The sequence below is a fragment of the Dietzia sp. IBK-p2-15D genome (assembly GCF_057773105.1).
Window position 1 is genome coordinate 315,632 of sequence record NZ_JBYMTK010000003.1, and the last position, 14,044, is coordinate 329,675.

Here is a 14,044-nt window from a genome sequence, read left to right on the forward strand (position 1 = left end):
GAGGTTAGCCTAACCTGCCTTGGGTCGAGGGGGAAGGGAAGGCGAGTCGAGCTACGCGACGCACGAGCTTCAGGCGTCCCACCAGCGCTGCAGGAGGTAGTCACGCTCGGCCTCGTTGCGGGCGAGTGCGTGGGCGCGGGCCCACGCCCGACGCGCCTCCTCCGGACGCCCGAGCAACTCCAGGGTGACCGCCCTCGCCTCGTGGAACGGATGGTGCTCGGCGAGCGCCGGGTCCGCGGACAACTCGTCCAGGTGGGCGATCCCCGCCTCCGGCCCGTCTCGTCGCCCGAGGGCCACCGCCCGCGCCATCCGGACCACCGGGCCGGGAGCGAGGATCACGAGCACATCGTAGAGGGCCACGATCTGCCGCCAGTCCGTCGACGCGAAGTCCGGGGCCTCGGCGTGCACGGCGGCGATGGCGGCCTGAACGGAGTACGGGCCCGGGCCGCCCGCGGCAGCCTGCTGTGCGAGCGACAGGCCTTCCTCCAGCAGAAGACGGTCCCACGTGCGGCGGTCCTGGTCCGGCAGGGGAACGGGCATCCCGTCGCGACCGGTCCGTGCGGGCGCCCGTGCCTCGATCAGCACCATCAACGCCAGCAGACCGGTGACCTCCGACTGCGTGGGCATCAACCGGTGGACGATGCGGGCCAGCCGGATCGCCTCCTGCGTCAGATCCGTCCTCAGGTGACTCGCCCCCTCGGTCGCGGCATACCCCTCGGAGAAGACGAGGTAGATCACGGTGAGAACGGCCGAGAGCCGGTCGGGAAGCTCCGCGCTCCCGGGTACCCGCACCGGGATCCGGGTGACCCGCATCCGCCTCTTCGCCCTGACCAGCCGCTGCTGCATCGTGGGCACCGGCACCAGGAACGCCTGGGCGATCTCGGCGGTGGTCAGCCCCGCCAGGTACCGGAGCGTAAGCACGACCTGCTCCTCGACCCTCAGGGTGGGGTGGCAGCAGGCGAAGAACAGCTCGAGACGCTCATCCGGGATTTCGTCCGGATCCGCGGGCGAGACCTCCACCGCACGGGCCACCCGGTGTTCCTGCTCGACGTGCAGCCGGGCCAACCGCTCCGTCAGAGCCCGCTGTCGCCGGAGTCGGTCGATCGCCTTCCGCGCCGCGGTGGTCATGAGCCAGGCCAGGGGCTTGTCCGGCACACCGGTGACCGGCCACTTCTCCAGCGCGGCCGCGAAGGCGTCCTGCGTCGCGTCCTCCGCGAGGTCGAGGTCGCCGAACCGCGCCACGAGAGCCGCGAGCAGTCGCGGGCGGTCCTCCCGGCGCAGCGCGCCGAGCACGTCGCGAACCGCCAGACCCGGGGCCGCGCTCTCGCACTCCCCGGGTCGGCGGTCACCGGGCGCCCCGCGCTCGGTGCCCACGGCGTCTCCTGGTCCCTCGGTCACCGGTGCCCGGCGTCCGTCAGTACTCTGCGATGGCCCGGACCTCGACCCGGCCACCATGCACTCCCGGGCATCGCCGCGCCCACGCGAGCGCCGCGTCGATGTCGGGCACGTCGATGATGATCGTGCCCCCGACGAACTCGCGGCTCTCCGCGAACGGACCCGAGGTGATGACGGGGTCGCCGCCACCGGCGGGGGCGGCGAGACTGACCGCGGTCTCCGGGTCGTGCAGGGCGAAACCGCCGGCGAGGACCCCCGCAGCCTCGAGTTCGGCATCGAACGCCATGAACGCCTCCGGTCCGGGCCCCTCGACGGCCCCCTCCGGCCCGGCCTCCCCGCACCGGACGTCGTCGATGTTGCCGAAGAGTAGAAGCACGTACTTCATGTCAATCTCCTGACTGTGACTGGTGGATGCCGGCCGCGGTGAAGTGCGCCGACACCTTCATGACGAACGGGCACCCGAAGATCGACAGGTCCGCAGAATGAATCTCCGCGCTCGCGGATTCCGCTCCCGGGGCATCCGCGCAGGAGATGTCGCCCGCGGCTGTCTCAGAGGCCGCGCGACTACACTCTCGCGGGCACACGAGGCTCACAGCCGTCAGGGTCGGATGCACACGCCGGCATGCTCACCCACACGCGACAGCTCGTCTGTGAACGACGCGGACGCGAATGGAGTCAGACAGGAGATGACGGGGGAGACGACAGATGCCGACTCCGAGCCGGCCGACGCTCCGGTTCAGTACCGTTCGTCCGGCACCCGACGGCTCCGCGAGCGCATCGCGAACAGCAGACCGATCACGAAGAGCACCACACCGGCCACCATCAGGATCACCGCGAGGGTGTTCGAGTCGATACCCGGAATGCTGATCTCGACCGCGTACATGAGTATCGCGCCGAGCACCACGAGGACCACTCCGCCGCCGATGTAACCCATAGCTGTTCTCCTTCGTCGTGAGCGTGCGCGTGTCCGCGCTTGTGCGCTCACCCTACGAGAACACGGCGCCGAATTCAGGCGTGCGGGGAGAGCAGCTTTCGTGCCGGTTCCTCGATGAACCGGTGGCTCGCTGCGCCCGCGGCCAGCGAGCCGGCCACGGTGACGGGCCAGATGACCCCCATCCGCTGGTCCCATAGCCGCGTGCGGGTGAGGGGGAACGCTGCGTGCAGGACGAGCTGATGCCACAGGAAGATTCCGTACGACCAGGTGCCGACCTTCTGCAACGGCGCGGACTCCAGGACCGGGAACCGCGTGCCCTCCGGGGCGAGGACCACCGGGGCCAGGACGAGGAACGCCATCGTGCCCGCCAGACCGGTCCGGGCCGCGAACTCGACGGGGCCCGGGTGGACGAATCCCTCGGAGAACCATCCGGGAACGGTGGTGGCGACCAGGGCAGCGCCGCCGGCGATCCACCACCCCCACCTCGCGAGTCGATCGCGACACATCCGGGCGAGCGTGCCGGGGGGCGCGGTGACGACCTCGGCCAGCAGCATCCCCGCGGCGAACCAGGCGGCGAACGACGGCGGGAGGATCTGGACGTTGACGTCGGCCGGCAGGATGCCGAGGGCGTGCCACGGGAGCATCGGGAACACGAGACCCGAGGCACCGAACGCGGCGATCGCCGGGATACGCCACCGGGCGGAGTCGCCGCGCAGGTCCTTCATCGCGGTCCACAGCAGCGGGAAGGCGAGGTAGTACGCCATCTCCACGGCCAGCGACCACGCGTGCGTCAGCCCGGCGACGAGGAAGTTCGACGTGTAGATCTGCGTGAGGGTCAGGTTGGCGATCCAGGAATCCGGGCCGTTGACGTGGTTCTGCTCGAGCAGCAGCATCGCGGCGGCGACCAGCACCGCGTACGACGGCAGGATCCGCACGAGACGCGAGCGGAGGTACTCGCGGGTCGGCCGGGCGGTTCCCGGCTCGTCCCTGCGCGCGTGGGCGGCGTGGGCTCGCCACAGCAGGAACCCGGATTTGGCGAAGAAGACGGCGACCGCCAGGTCGAGTCGCCCGAACAGCCGTTTGACGGGTGACCCGGTGGACGCGCGGGTGACGAAGGCGACGTGGGTGGTCAGCACCCCGACGGCCGCGAGGCCACGGATCCCCTCGAGGGCGGGGACGAATCCCCGGGCCCCGGCGAGTCGGCGTGGCGCCGAGCCGGCCGAAGTCGCGTCCCTGCCCGCCGGGTATCCCGAACGGGTGGCCGTCGCGTGGCCCGCACCCTCGGAGGACGCCGCACCGGGGCCTGCCGCCGGTACGGTCACCTCGGCGCGTTGCCGGATCCGCCTACGCACGGTCTCCCGCGCGGTGGCCACGGCGTTCCGGACGGTGGCCACCGCAGGCTCGGCCTCGCCGGAGGCCACCGCTGCGCGACGTGCGGAGACCCCGGCGACGACCGCCCCGCCCGCGACGACGATCAGGGCGGTGGCGACAGACCTCATGGACTCTCCCGGGGCGGTGAGGTGGGATGACGGCGGTGTCCGGGAGGGCCCAGAGGCCGCCCGGAACATCCGGAGGAGCCTAACACCGGTTCTAGTTCCGTCCATCGACCGCCCGCGCCTCCGGGTCCGATCACTCCGGGGGCGGGCCGGTGGTCGGTCGGCACCGGTTTTCGTAGGGTGGCAACACCCGTTTCCCGATCGGAGAGCCATGACCGACGCCCCCACCGACCCCGGGTCCGACGCCGTGGACGACCACCCGCCGGAGGCCGTGGACGTCCTGGTGATCGGCGGGGGCCCGGCGGGCCTGTCGGCCGCCACCTGGGTCGGCCGGTATCAGCGCTCCACCCTGCTCGTCGACGCCGGGTGCCAGCGCAATCTCGAGGCGCAGCGGATCCACGGCATGCTCGGCACCGGCCCCACCACACCCGCCGAGTTCTACGCCGACGTCGACGAGGGTCTTCGCGAGTACCCGACCGTCCGACGACTCGGTGGAGTCGTCACCGACCTGGTCAGGAAATCCGACGACCGGTTCGTCGCCCGAATCGCACCCGGCGCCACAACGGATGGTGGTGACGAGAACCCCGTCACGGTCACCGCCAGGCGGATCATCCTCGCCACCGGCGTGCGCGACCGGCTACCCGAACTCGCGGGGATCGACGACCACTACGGGGTCGACGTGCACCACTGTCCCGCCTGCGACGGCCTCACCGCCGCCGGCCGGCGGATCATCGTGCTCGGCGTGGGCGCGCATGTGCCCGCCTACGCGTCCGAATTGCTGGACTGGGCGTCGGAGGTGGTCATCGTCACCGAGAGCGACTCCGACCCGGCCTTCGACGACGATCAGCGGGCCGCCTGCGCCGAGCACGACATAGAGGTGATCGACGGGGTCGCCCGGGAGCTCGTCGGCGACCCCGGCCAGCTGGAAGGGGTCCGGCTCGCGGACGGGAGGGTGATCGCGGGGTCGAAGGTGTTCTTCTCCTACGCGCACCACCCGACGAACGAGCTCGCGACGTCCCTGGGCTGCGAGCTGGACGACGAGGGCGGTCTCACCGTCAACGCGATGCAGCTGACCAGCGTCGACGGCGTGTACGCCGCCGGCGACATCGTGACCGGCCTGCAGCTCGTGCCGATCGCCGTGGGCACCGGCGCCGCGGCCGGCGTGGCGTGCGCGACCTCGCTGCGCGGGCACGCCACCGCCGAGTGCGTTCCCGACCCGGCACCGCCGACCCGGAACTTCACGCGGCCGGACAACTAGCCGGGCCGGCCCGCCACCGAGACGATCGCCGCGCAGATCTCGTCCAGGACCGCGTCCGGCCCGCCCGGGACACGCACGTCCGTCGCGATGCGGGCGTTGTCCACCCGGCCCCGGTGCCCGCGGACGTCCGCCACCGTCATGCCACGGGTGTGCTCGCCAGCGCACTCGACCCGCACGTTCGCCGGCGCGGCCACCACGGCCTCCGGGTGCAGGGCCAACCACGCGACGAACGGGTCGTGGACCTGCGCCAGGTATCCCTCCCCGACGGAGTCGTGGAACTCGAAGTAGAACCGCAGGGCCTCGGTCAGCCGCTGCGCCAGCGGGGAATCCGAGGCCTCGAGCAGCCACTCCGACCGCTCTGGGGTCCATACCGCGCGTTCGGTGAGGTTCAACCCGCACCACAGCGGGGTCGGCACCGCGGGATCGGCGGCGCGCGCGTCCTCCCACGCCCGGCACACGCGGTCGGCGGCCTCGGGGTCCACGTCGACGTTCCATTCGCTGACCGGCGTGGTGTTGCCCGGATGCCCACGAAACGTCCCGCCCATCACCACCAGCCCGCCCAGCAACCGGGGGAGTGCGGGGTCGAGTGCCAGGGCATGGGCCAGCGTGGACGAGGGGCCGGTCACGATCCCCACCAGCTCACCTGGATGGGCGCGCGCCGCGTCCACCCAGAGTCGCGCACCGTCGCGCGGATCGACCGACCTCGTCGTCGTCGCCCTCGTCGTCGTCAGTTCCGCGTACCCAGCCCCGCGGGGGCCGTGCGTCTCGGGGGTCAGCACGTGGGGCACGGCGATCGGGCCGGGCGCCCCGGCGGCCACCGGGAGCCCCGGCGCGCCCGCGAGGTCCAGCCACGCACACGCGTTGACGACCGTGTCGTCCAAACCGACGTTGCCGGCCGTGCACACCACACCGGTCAGGTCGATCCGCCCGGCGAGGTGCTCGGCCACGAGGTAGGCGATCGCCAGGGCGTCGTCGATGCCCGGGTCGCAGTCGAGCAGCACCGGGGTGCGGCTCACCGCGAGCGGCCCCGGGACAGCAGGACGTCGCGGGTCACCTGCACCTGGCCGGTGTGGGCGGCGACCTCGTGCAGGATGTGGCCCACGACCCACTCCGGGGTGAAGGTCCCCGCCCGGCGCGCGGCGTCGACGTCGACCGTGGTCCCGGCGGGAGTGGCCAGATCGCCCCGTTCGACCGCCGCGGCGACCCATCCGGGAAGTCGGTCGATCAGGGCGCCCAGCCGGTCGAGCTCCGGCCCCACCGGTCCGGTGAACGCGAACTCCGCGTCACGATCCCGGACGATGTCCTCACCACCCAGGCAGGCCGCACCCCAGGAGGCGAGCACCCCGCACAGGTGGTGGACGAGCGCGGCGGCGGAGTTGGTGGGCCACTCGGAACCCTCGTCGGTGGGCCGCGAGTGCACCAGCGTGTCGGGCCCGTCGCCGCCGAGATCGGCCACCGCGGCGCGGATCGTGGGCAGCAGCTCGTCGGCGAGGATCCGGCGGGCGGCGTCGACGTTCACGGCGGCGTCGACGTTCACCACGGGCTGGGCTCGAAGTCCTTGAGGAAGCAGCCGTAGAGGTCCTCACCGGCCTCGCCGCGGACAATCGGGTCCACCACGCGGGCGGCGCCGTCGACGAGGTCGAGGGGCGCGTGGAAGCCCTCCTCGTGCAGCCGGGCCTTGGTGGTGTGCGGGCGCTCGTCGGTGATCCAGCCGGTGTCCACGGCGGTCATGAGGATGCCGTGTTCGGTGAACATCTCCTCAGCGGAGGTGCGCGTGAGCATGTTGAGGCCCGCCTTGGCCATGTTGGTGTGCGGGTGGCCGGCGCCCTTGTAGCGCCGCGAGAACTGTCCCTCCATGGCGGAGACGTTGACGACGTACTTGCGGCGCGCCTTCGAGGCCGCCATGGCGGGGCGCAGGCGGGAGACGAGGATGAACGGCGCCACCGAGTTGGCGAGCTGCACCTCGAGCATCTCCATCGGCTCGACCTGCTCGACCGTGGCCACCCAGCTGTTGTGGTCCACCACGTCCGGCAGCAACCCGCCGGCGTCGATGGCGGTTCCGGCTGCCATCCGCTCCAGCGACGACGAGCCGGCCTGCAGTGCCAGCGTCGCGATGTGGTCGGCCTCGCGCTCGGCCTCCTCTGACCCGATCAGCGCGGATTCTCCGCCCATGAGTGCGGCCGGGTGAAGTTCGGAGGTGCGGCCCATGGTGACCACGGGGATGTCGGCGGCGCGGCCGGTGAGTGCGGCCGACTCGCCCTCGACGAGCCCGGAGTACGAACCGGGGGAGCGGCGCACGGTCTGGGCGGCGTTGTTGATGAGGATGTCCAGTGGGCCGCCGGCGGCGACCTCGTCAGCCAGCGCCACCACCTGGGCGGGGTCGCGCAGGTCCACGCCGATCACGTGCACGCGGTCGGCCCACTCGGAGTGGTCGTCCATCGAGGCGAACCGGCGGGCGGCATCGCGGGGGAAGCGGGTGGTGATGGTGACGTCGGCGCCGGCCCGCAGCAGCATGAGGGCGATGTACATGCCGATCTTCGCGCGGCCACCGGTGAGCAGGGCCCGCCGGCCGGTGAGGTCCATCTCGGGATCCCGCCGGGCGCGGTTGAGCGCCGCACACCTCGGGCACAACTGGTGGTAGAAGGCGTCGACCTGGGTGAAGCGCTGCTTGCAGACGTAGCACGCCATCGCGCGCTGGAGGTGGCCGGCGACGGCGCCCGGGGTGTTGGAGACCAGGCGGATGCCGGCGGTCTCGTCGTCGATTCGGGTGGGCGAGCCGGTCGCGGTGGCCTCGATGACGGCCTTGTCCGCCTCCTGGCGGGCGCGACGCACCTCGGCGCGGCGCGTCTTCTTGAGGAGCTTGAACATGTGGCCCACCGACCGCTGCACCCGGATGGAGTCGGGGTGGTCCTCGCCGAGCGCGGCGGCCTGGTCGAGGACGCGCAGGCAGATCTCGAGGTCGCCCGGGTCGATACCGCTCGGGTCGATACTGCTCGGGTCGATACCGCCTGGATCGAAACTGTCTGGGTCGATGCCGGTCACCCCGTTACGGTACGACGACGAGGTGGCCGGTCCCTAAACCGTCCGCCCCCGCAGGGTGGACGCGTCGCCGGCACGCAGCCCGGTGAGGACCTCGTCCACCGCCCGCACGTGACCGTCCCGCCCGGAGAGGACGACGGCGGGGGAGAAGCCGTGCCCCGCGGCGTACGCCTCGGACACCAGCTGGGCGTGGGCCTCCACGGGCAGCACGCCCGGGCCCTGGCCGGCGGGGGCGTCGTGGACGCCGCGGGCGAATGCCGCCCGCCAGTCGTAGGCGCGCCGGCCCAGGCGGATCTGCTCGCTCAACGCCCGCACCACGTAGCTCGGGCCGAGGTACCGGCCCTGCCAGATGTGGGTCAGTTCGTGCACCAGGGTCGGGGTGGCCCGTAGCCGCGTGGGGCCGGGGTCGGTCATGACCACGATCCCGGGGTCGGCGCCGAGATAGATCAGGCCCGGCAGCGCAAACGCACGCCGGTGTGGGACTCCCGGAACGTGGCCGCGGCGGATCACGACCGGCGTGGGGTCGATCGTGCCCGCGAAGAACCCGTCGAGATCGGCTCGGACCTCCGACGGCAGGTCCAGGGGCGGCGGAGCCAGCCCCAGGGCGTCCAGGCCCCGGTCTGCGGCGCGGGCGGCAGCTGCCAGGGCCCGTCCCGCCGCATCGCCCGGTCGGCCGGCGCTCGCCCTCACGGCGTCCCGCCGGTGACCGAACGGTTGTACTCCGGGGCCGGCGCGAGCCACCCGGCCACCTGATCGTCCGTCGCGATCGACGACGGCTCCACGGTGATCCACCCGGGCCCCATGTCCCGCCCGGCGCCCATCTCGGCCCGGATCGCGCCGGGCAGGGCCATGAGCTCATCGTGCCGGTCGGGGGAGACCCTCACGAGCAGTGACCCGTCCCGTCCGGCGCTGACCGCGATCTTCTCGGACACCATGACGCAGTGGCCGCCGAACATCGACACCTCGCGGGTCACCGGCTCATCGACGAGGAGTTCGCGCAGGCGGTCGATGAGCTGCTGCTGAGCGGGGGGCGGTGTGCGGGGTGTGCGGGCCATCGGGCGACCTCCCCAGCAGAACTCACCCAGAAACAAGTGGGCCCCGGATCCTCACGGATCCGGGGCCACTTCTACTGTCTCGACACAGTGTGCGCGAGGGGGGACTTGAACCCCCACGTCCGTTAATAGGACACTAGCACCTCAAGCTAGCGCGTCTGCCATTCCGCCACTCGCGCTCGCACACTGGTGACCTCCACCGGCTCGTGTCCGGCTTGGTCGTGCGAGGAATGACATTAGCCGATGCCCGAACCGTGGACCAAATCGGGGTCCCGCCGCGGCTCCCACCGCCGGGTCATCGCTGGTAGACAGGGCTGGTAGACAGGGACGTGACCGGATGGAGGACCACTCCACACCGCCACGATCGCAGGAGGATGACGATGACCGACTTCCGTGTGCCCGACCCCTACGCCGCACTCCCGGATCTACCGGCCCTCAAGGTGACGAGCGAGTCGTTCACCGAGGGTGCCACCCTGTCGGCCGCGCAGCTCGGCGGGAAGATGGGTGTCGAGGGCGGCGAGGACAGGTCGCCACAGGTGAGCTGGAGCGCGGGTCCGGAGGGTACGAGGACCTACGTGGTCACCGTCTTCGACCCGGACGCCCCCACCGCGTCGGGCTTCTGGCACTGGTCGGTGGCCAACATCCCGGCAGAGGTGACCTCACTGCCCGAGGGCGCGTGCACGGGCGACGACACCTCGGGCCTCCCCGAGGGCGCGGTCGTGGTCCGCAACGACGCCGGCTTCAAGGGCTTCGTGGGCGCGGCCCCGCCGGCGGGCCACGGGCCGCACCGCTACATCCTCGCCGTCCACGCGGTGGGCGACGAGATCGAGCTCGGTGACGACGCCTCGTGCGCGTTCGTCGGGTTCAACCTGTTCGGCCAGGGCCTGGCCCGCGGCACGGTGACGGGGATCTTCGAGCAGTAGCGCTCAGTAGCGCTCAGCGCACCGCCGAGCCGACGGCCTCCGCCAGGGACCCGAACCCGCCCTGGCGGAGGCGCTTGGCCACCAACCGGTTAGTGCCGCGCAGGAGCGTGGGTCCGGTGAAGATGAACCCGGTGTAGGTCTGGACGAGGTTCGCGCCGTGGGTGAGGCGGTCCCAGACGTCCTCGGGCGTCTCGATGCCACCGACGGAGATGATGACGATGCGGCCGCCTGCGCGTCTGTGGATCCGCGAGAGGACCTCCCGCGACCGGGCGGCGACCGGCGCGCCGGAGATGCCCCCGGCGCCCAGTGCCTCGACCGCCGCGGCGGGGGTCCGCAGTCCGTCACGCGAGATGGTGGTGTTGGTGGCGACGATGCCCGCCAGCCCCAGTTCCAGCACGAGGTCCGTCACCGCGTCGATGTCCGCGTCGTCCAGGTCGGGCGCGATCTTCACCAGGACGGGGATCGTGGCCACGTCCCGCACCGCCGCGAGGATGGGCCGGAGCGACTCGACGGCCTGCAGATCCCGTAGACCCGGGGTGTTGGGGGAGCTGACGTTGACGACGAGGTAGTCGGCGAGACCCGTGAGCATCGTCGCCGAGGCCACGTAGTCGCGGACCGCGTCCTCCGCGGGGATCACCTTGGTCTTGCCGATGTTGATCCCCACCGGGTCACTGCTGCGGCGCCGACGGAGGTTGTTGGCCGCGTTACCGGCCCCGTGGTTGTTGAACCCCATCCGGTTGAGGATCGCCCGGTCCTCGACGAGCCGGAACAGGCGTGGGGTGGGATTGCCCGGTTGGGGAGAGGCGGTCACGGTGCCCACCTCGCTGAACCCGAAGCCGATCGCGCCCCACGAGTCCACGGCGGCGGCGTTCTTGTCGAACCCGGCCGCCAGCCCGAGCGGGCCAGGGAAGGTCCGACCGAGTACCTCCTGGGCGAGCACGGGGTCCCGGACACCCAGGATCCGGCGAGCCACGGCACCGAGCGGGGGCACCAGGGTCAGGAGCTTGAGCAGGCCGAACACCAGGTGGTGGATCCGCTCCGCGGGAAAGCGGAACAGCACCTTCTTGAGCAGTGCGTACACGGTCCTCCTCGGTGAACGTCCCCGGGCGGGACGTGGGTCTTCTGGGCGATCAGCTCGCCGGCTCGGTGAGGGTCGGTCGGATGAGGTGCAGGCCCGCCCCGTCCGCGGAACCGACCACCACCGTCCCCGAGTCGGTGACCGCCAGCGAGTCGGGCTGGCGCACCGTCGGGATGTCCGCGCGCTGGATACCGACGCCGTCGCCGAGATCGTACGCCTGGACGGTGTTCGTCCCCGTGGAGGTGACCCAGACGAGTCCCCTGGACGTGTCCTCCGCGACCGCCCACGGGGCCGCGGCGACGGGGAACTGTTGATGCAGCCGGACGGGCGAGGTCGAGTACACCAGCAGGGTCCCGCCGACCGTGTCGCTGGCCACCACGGAACGCTCGCCGAACTCGTCGAGCTGACCCGCCCCCTTGCCGGCACGCAGGAGCGGCCCGGCGTTGTCCGAGTCGAGGTCGATGCTGGCGATGACGGTGTCGGGGCGGCTCAGGGCCGTCACCGAGCCGTCCCGGGCGACGCTGATCCGGTCCACGGCGGTCAGCCCGCCGATGCGACGCTGCTCGGCACCGTCGGCGTCGCGCACGACGATCTCGCCCTCCGGGGTGCCGGTCAGTAGTCGACCGTCCGTGGTCAGCGCGGCCGCGGTGACCGGGCCCAGCCCGGTGATCTCACGGACCTGCCCGGTGGCCGACACCAGGACGACGCCGTCGGAGTGGGGGACCAGCACCGTGCCGTCGTGCGCGGCCGAGGCATCGCCGGCACCCGGGGGCAGGGGCACGGAGTCCTCCTCCACCCAGCGGGTGCCGTCGATTCGACCGATCTCCAGCGACGGCGGGTCGTCGACCCGGGCGACGACCCGGTCACCCACCGCGACGAGGGAGCGGACCGAGCCGGGAACCGGGATCACGTCACCCCCGGCGGGGTCGGAGACCTGCGGCGACTCCGCGGGGGAGGCGTTGCCCTGGGCGATTCTGTTCTGCTCCTCGAGCTCCGCGGTGGGCGAGGAGCAGGCGGTCAGTGCGACCGCCAGGGCGAGGAGGGCGGCGGGCACGCCGGAACGGTGGAGGACACGTCGGTGCACGGTGTTCCTTTCGACTGCCCGCCATTGTCCACCACGCGGGTGCTCGGGCACCGTCCAGGTCCGGGCGACTACTCTCGCTGCGTGCGGTGACGCGATCCGCGTCCGATCCGCCGGAAACCCGAGAGGAAACAGCGCACGTGAACACATCGGTCCTCGCCGCGCCCACCGCGGAAGGGATGTCCTGGCTCCAGGTCGTCGTGCTCTCGGTGCTCCAGGGCCTCACCGAGTTCCTGCCGGTGTCGTCGTCCGGCCACCTACGGATCTTCTCCACCTGGTTCTTCGGCGAGGACGCGGGCGCGTCCTTCACCGCCGTGGTCCAGCTGGGCACCGAGGCCGCGGTGCTGGTGTTCTTCTTCAAGGACATCGTGCGCATCCTCGTCGCCTGGTTCCGGGGCGTGTTCGACTCCGAGCACCGCGCCGACCCGGATTACCGCCTGGGGTGGTTCGTCATCGTCGGGTCGGTCCCGATCGCGCTCATCGGTTTCGTCGGCAAGGACTTCATCCGTGACGCCGCGCGGAATCTCTGGATCACCGCCATCGTGCTCATCGTCTTCTCCTTCGTGTTCCTGCTAGCCGAGAGGTTCGGCCGGCAGGACCGCCCCGTCGACGCCAAGTCGCTCGAGGGTCTGACGATGAAGGACGCGATCGTCATGGGACTGGCCCAGTGTCTGGCGCTCATCCCGGGCGTGAGCCGCTCCGGGGGCACGATCTCCGCCGGCCTGTTCCTCAACATGTCGCGTGAGGCCGCGGCGCGGTTCTCGTTCCTGCTGGCCATCCCCGCCGTCCTCGCCTCGGGCCTGTTCAGCCTCCCCGACGCGTTCGAACCGTCGGTGGGGCAGTCGGCGAGCGGATTCCAGCTCCTCGTGGGGTCGGCGATCGCGTTCGTCATCGGGTACGCGGCCATCGCCTGGCTCCTGAGGTTCGTGCAGAACCACTCGCTCGCCTGGTTCGCCGGGTACCGCATCCTCCTCGGCGCCCTGGTGATGATCCTGCTCGGCACCGGCACGATCCCCGCGACCTGACCGGGGCCGCCGCCCGGCCGGTGACCGACCCGGCGGGCCGTCGGTAATCTTCCCGTATGACCGTCATCCTGCTCCGGCACGGCCGATCCACCGCCAACACCGCCCTCACGTTGGCAGGCCGTACACCGGGGGTCGGCCTCGACGACACCGGCCACGCCCAGGCCGCGGAACTCGGCCGTCGGCTCGGGGAACTGCCCGTCGAGGCGGTCGTCCGGTCGCCCCTCATGCGGTGCCGTCAGACCGTCGAACCGCTGGCACGGTCGCTGGGCGTGGAGCCACTGGTCGACGAGGGGCTGGTGGAGGTCGACTACGGCTCCTGGACTGGCCGACCACTCAAGGACCTCGCCTCCGAGCACCTGTGGTCGGTGGTCCAGCAACACCCCTCGTCGGCGGTCTTCCCGGGCGGGGAGTCCCTGGCCGGGATGGCCGGTCGGGCGGTGACCGCCATCCGTCGCCACGACCAGCGCCTGGCGGAGGAGGCGGATCGCGACGTGCTGTGGGTGGCGTGTAGCCACGGCGACGTCATCAAGGCGGTGATCGCGGACGCCTACGGGATGCACCTGGACCAGTTCCAGCGGATCGTGGTGGAACCCGCGTCGGTGTCCGTGGTCCGGTACACGCCACACCGCCCGTTCGTGCTCCGGGTCAACGACACCGGCGGCGACCTGGCGGGTCTCCGCGGGGACCCGGCCGGCCGGGTCGGCGACGCCACGGCGGGGCACGCCAGCTCGGACGCCGTCCCCGGCGGGAACGTAGCCTGATG

General features: G+C 71.8%; 15 protein-coding genes and 1 tRNA gene. 4 read left to right on the forward strand and 12 right to left on the reverse strand.

Features of this window, described 5'->3' with window-relative positions:
• Positions 1 to 69: 69 nt before the first annotated feature.
• From AC3DEV_RS06665 to AC3DEV_RS06680, 4 genes are all read right to left on the reverse strand, one after another.
• Complete coding sequence (locus AC3DEV_RS06665) at positions 70 to 1,308, reverse strand: RNA polymerase sigma factor (protein WP_488371696.1); 1,239 nt, start codon at positions 1,306 to 1,308, stop codon at positions 70 to 72.
• A gap of 106 nt (positions 1,309 to 1,414) precedes the next feature.
• Positions 1,415 to 1,780 (reverse strand): YciI family protein, encoded by a 366-nt coding sequence (locus AC3DEV_RS06670; RefSeq protein WP_069390476.1) that lies wholly within the window; start codon positions 1,778 to 1,780, stop codon positions 1,415 to 1,417.
• A 351-nt stretch (positions 1,781 to 2,131) separates the two neighbouring features.
• Complete coding sequence (locus tag AC3DEV_RS06675; RefSeq protein ID WP_067714393.1) at positions 2,132 to 2,329, reverse strand: hypothetical protein; 198 nt, start codon at positions 2,327 to 2,329, stop codon at positions 2,132 to 2,134.
• A gap of 74 nt (positions 2,330 to 2,403) precedes the next feature.
• Positions 2,404 to 3,828 (reverse strand): acyltransferase family protein, encoded by a 1,425-nt coding sequence (locus tag AC3DEV_RS06680; protein WP_475395500.1) that lies wholly within the window; start codon positions 3,826 to 3,828, stop codon positions 2,404 to 2,406.
• 208 nt (positions 3,829 to 4,036) lie between these two features.
• Between AC3DEV_RS06680 and AC3DEV_RS06685 the strand changes: the two genes are divergently transcribed.
• Positions 4,037 to 5,083: an NAD(P)/FAD-dependent oxidoreductase gene (locus tag AC3DEV_RS06685; protein WP_488371632.1), complete on the forward strand. Its 1,047-nt coding sequence runs from the start codon at positions 4,037 to 4,039 to the stop codon at positions 5,081 to 5,083.
• Here AC3DEV_RS06685 and AC3DEV_RS06690 read toward each other — a convergent pair.
• The 6 genes from AC3DEV_RS06690 to AC3DEV_RS06715 form a co-directional block, all read right to left on the reverse strand.
• Positions 5,080 to 6,099 carry a nucleoside hydrolase gene (locus AC3DEV_RS06690; protein WP_488371633.1) on the reverse strand — a complete coding sequence of 340 codons (1,020 nt, stop codon included), beginning with the start codon at positions 6,097 to 6,099 and terminating at the stop codon, positions 5,080 to 5,082. The two genes, AC3DEV_RS06685 and AC3DEV_RS06690, sit on opposite strands and share 4 nt — an antisense overlap.
• Positions 6,096 to 6,623 (reverse strand): mycothiol transferase, encoded by a 528-nt coding sequence (locus tag AC3DEV_RS06695; protein ID WP_488371634.1) that lies wholly within the window; start codon positions 6,621 to 6,623, stop codon positions 6,096 to 6,098. The genes AC3DEV_RS06690 and AC3DEV_RS06695 overlap by 4 nt, the downstream gene beginning before the upstream one ends.
• Complete coding sequence (locus tag AC3DEV_RS06700) at positions 6,617 to 8,116, reverse strand: SDR family NAD(P)-dependent oxidoreductase (RefSeq protein ID WP_488371697.1); 1,500 nt, start codon at positions 8,114 to 8,116, stop codon at positions 6,617 to 6,619. The genes AC3DEV_RS06695 and AC3DEV_RS06700 overlap by 7 nt, the downstream gene beginning before the upstream one ends.
• Positions 8,117 to 8,158: 42 nt before the next feature.
• Positions 8,159 to 8,812, reverse strand: a complete 654-nt coding sequence (locus AC3DEV_RS06705; protein ID WP_488371635.1) for a hypothetical protein — start codon at positions 8,810 to 8,812, stop codon at positions 8,159 to 8,161.
• The gene (locus AC3DEV_RS06710) at positions 8,809 to 9,177 is read right to left on the reverse strand and encodes a TfoX/Sxy family protein (RefSeq protein ID WP_475395502.1); all 369 of its coding nucleotides are present in this window, start codon (positions 9,175 to 9,177) and stop codon (positions 8,809 to 8,811) included. Before AC3DEV_RS06710 ends, AC3DEV_RS06705 begins: the two co-directional genes overlap by 4 nt.
• Before the next feature lie 90 nt (positions 9,178 to 9,267).
• Positions 9,268 to 9,353: transfer RNA gene (locus tag AC3DEV_RS06715), tRNA-Leu, on the reverse strand.
• 201 nt (positions 9,354 to 9,554) lie between these two features.
• Between AC3DEV_RS06715 and AC3DEV_RS06720 the strand changes: the two genes are divergently transcribed.
• Positions 9,555 to 10,097 carry a YbhB/YbcL family Raf kinase inhibitor-like protein gene (locus AC3DEV_RS06720; protein WP_488371636.1) on the forward strand — a complete coding sequence of 181 codons (543 nt, stop codon included), beginning with the start codon at positions 9,555 to 9,557 and terminating at the stop codon, positions 10,095 to 10,097.
• 13 nt (positions 10,098 to 10,110) lie between these two features.
• Here the strand turns inward: AC3DEV_RS06720 and AC3DEV_RS06725 are convergent, their stop codons facing one another.
• Positions 10,111 to 11,178, reverse strand: a complete 1,068-nt coding sequence (locus AC3DEV_RS06725; RefSeq protein ID WP_488371637.1) for a quinone-dependent dihydroorotate dehydrogenase — start codon at positions 11,176 to 11,178, stop codon at positions 10,111 to 10,113.
• 49 nt (positions 11,179 to 11,227) lie between these two features.
• Complete coding sequence (locus AC3DEV_RS06730) at positions 11,228 to 12,229, reverse strand: YncE family protein (RefSeq protein WP_488371638.1); 1,002 nt, start codon at positions 12,227 to 12,229, stop codon at positions 11,228 to 11,230.
• Positions 12,230 to 12,435: 206 nt separating this feature from the next.
• Between AC3DEV_RS06730 and AC3DEV_RS06735 the strand changes: the two genes are divergently transcribed.
• Both AC3DEV_RS06735 and AC3DEV_RS06740 read left to right on the forward strand, forming a co-directional pair.
• On the forward strand, positions 12,436 to 13,281 hold the full coding sequence (locus tag AC3DEV_RS06735) for an undecaprenyl-diphosphate phosphatase (protein ID WP_194307203.1): 846 nt from the start codon (positions 12,436 to 12,438) through the stop codon (positions 13,279 to 13,281).
• A gap of 56 nt (positions 13,282 to 13,337) precedes the next feature.
• Positions 13,338 to 14,042 carry a histidine phosphatase family protein gene (locus tag AC3DEV_RS06740; protein ID WP_488371639.1) on the forward strand — a complete coding sequence of 235 codons (705 nt, stop codon included), beginning with the start codon at positions 13,338 to 13,340 and terminating at the stop codon, positions 14,040 to 14,042.
• Positions 14,043 to 14,044 lie beyond the last annotated feature (2 nt).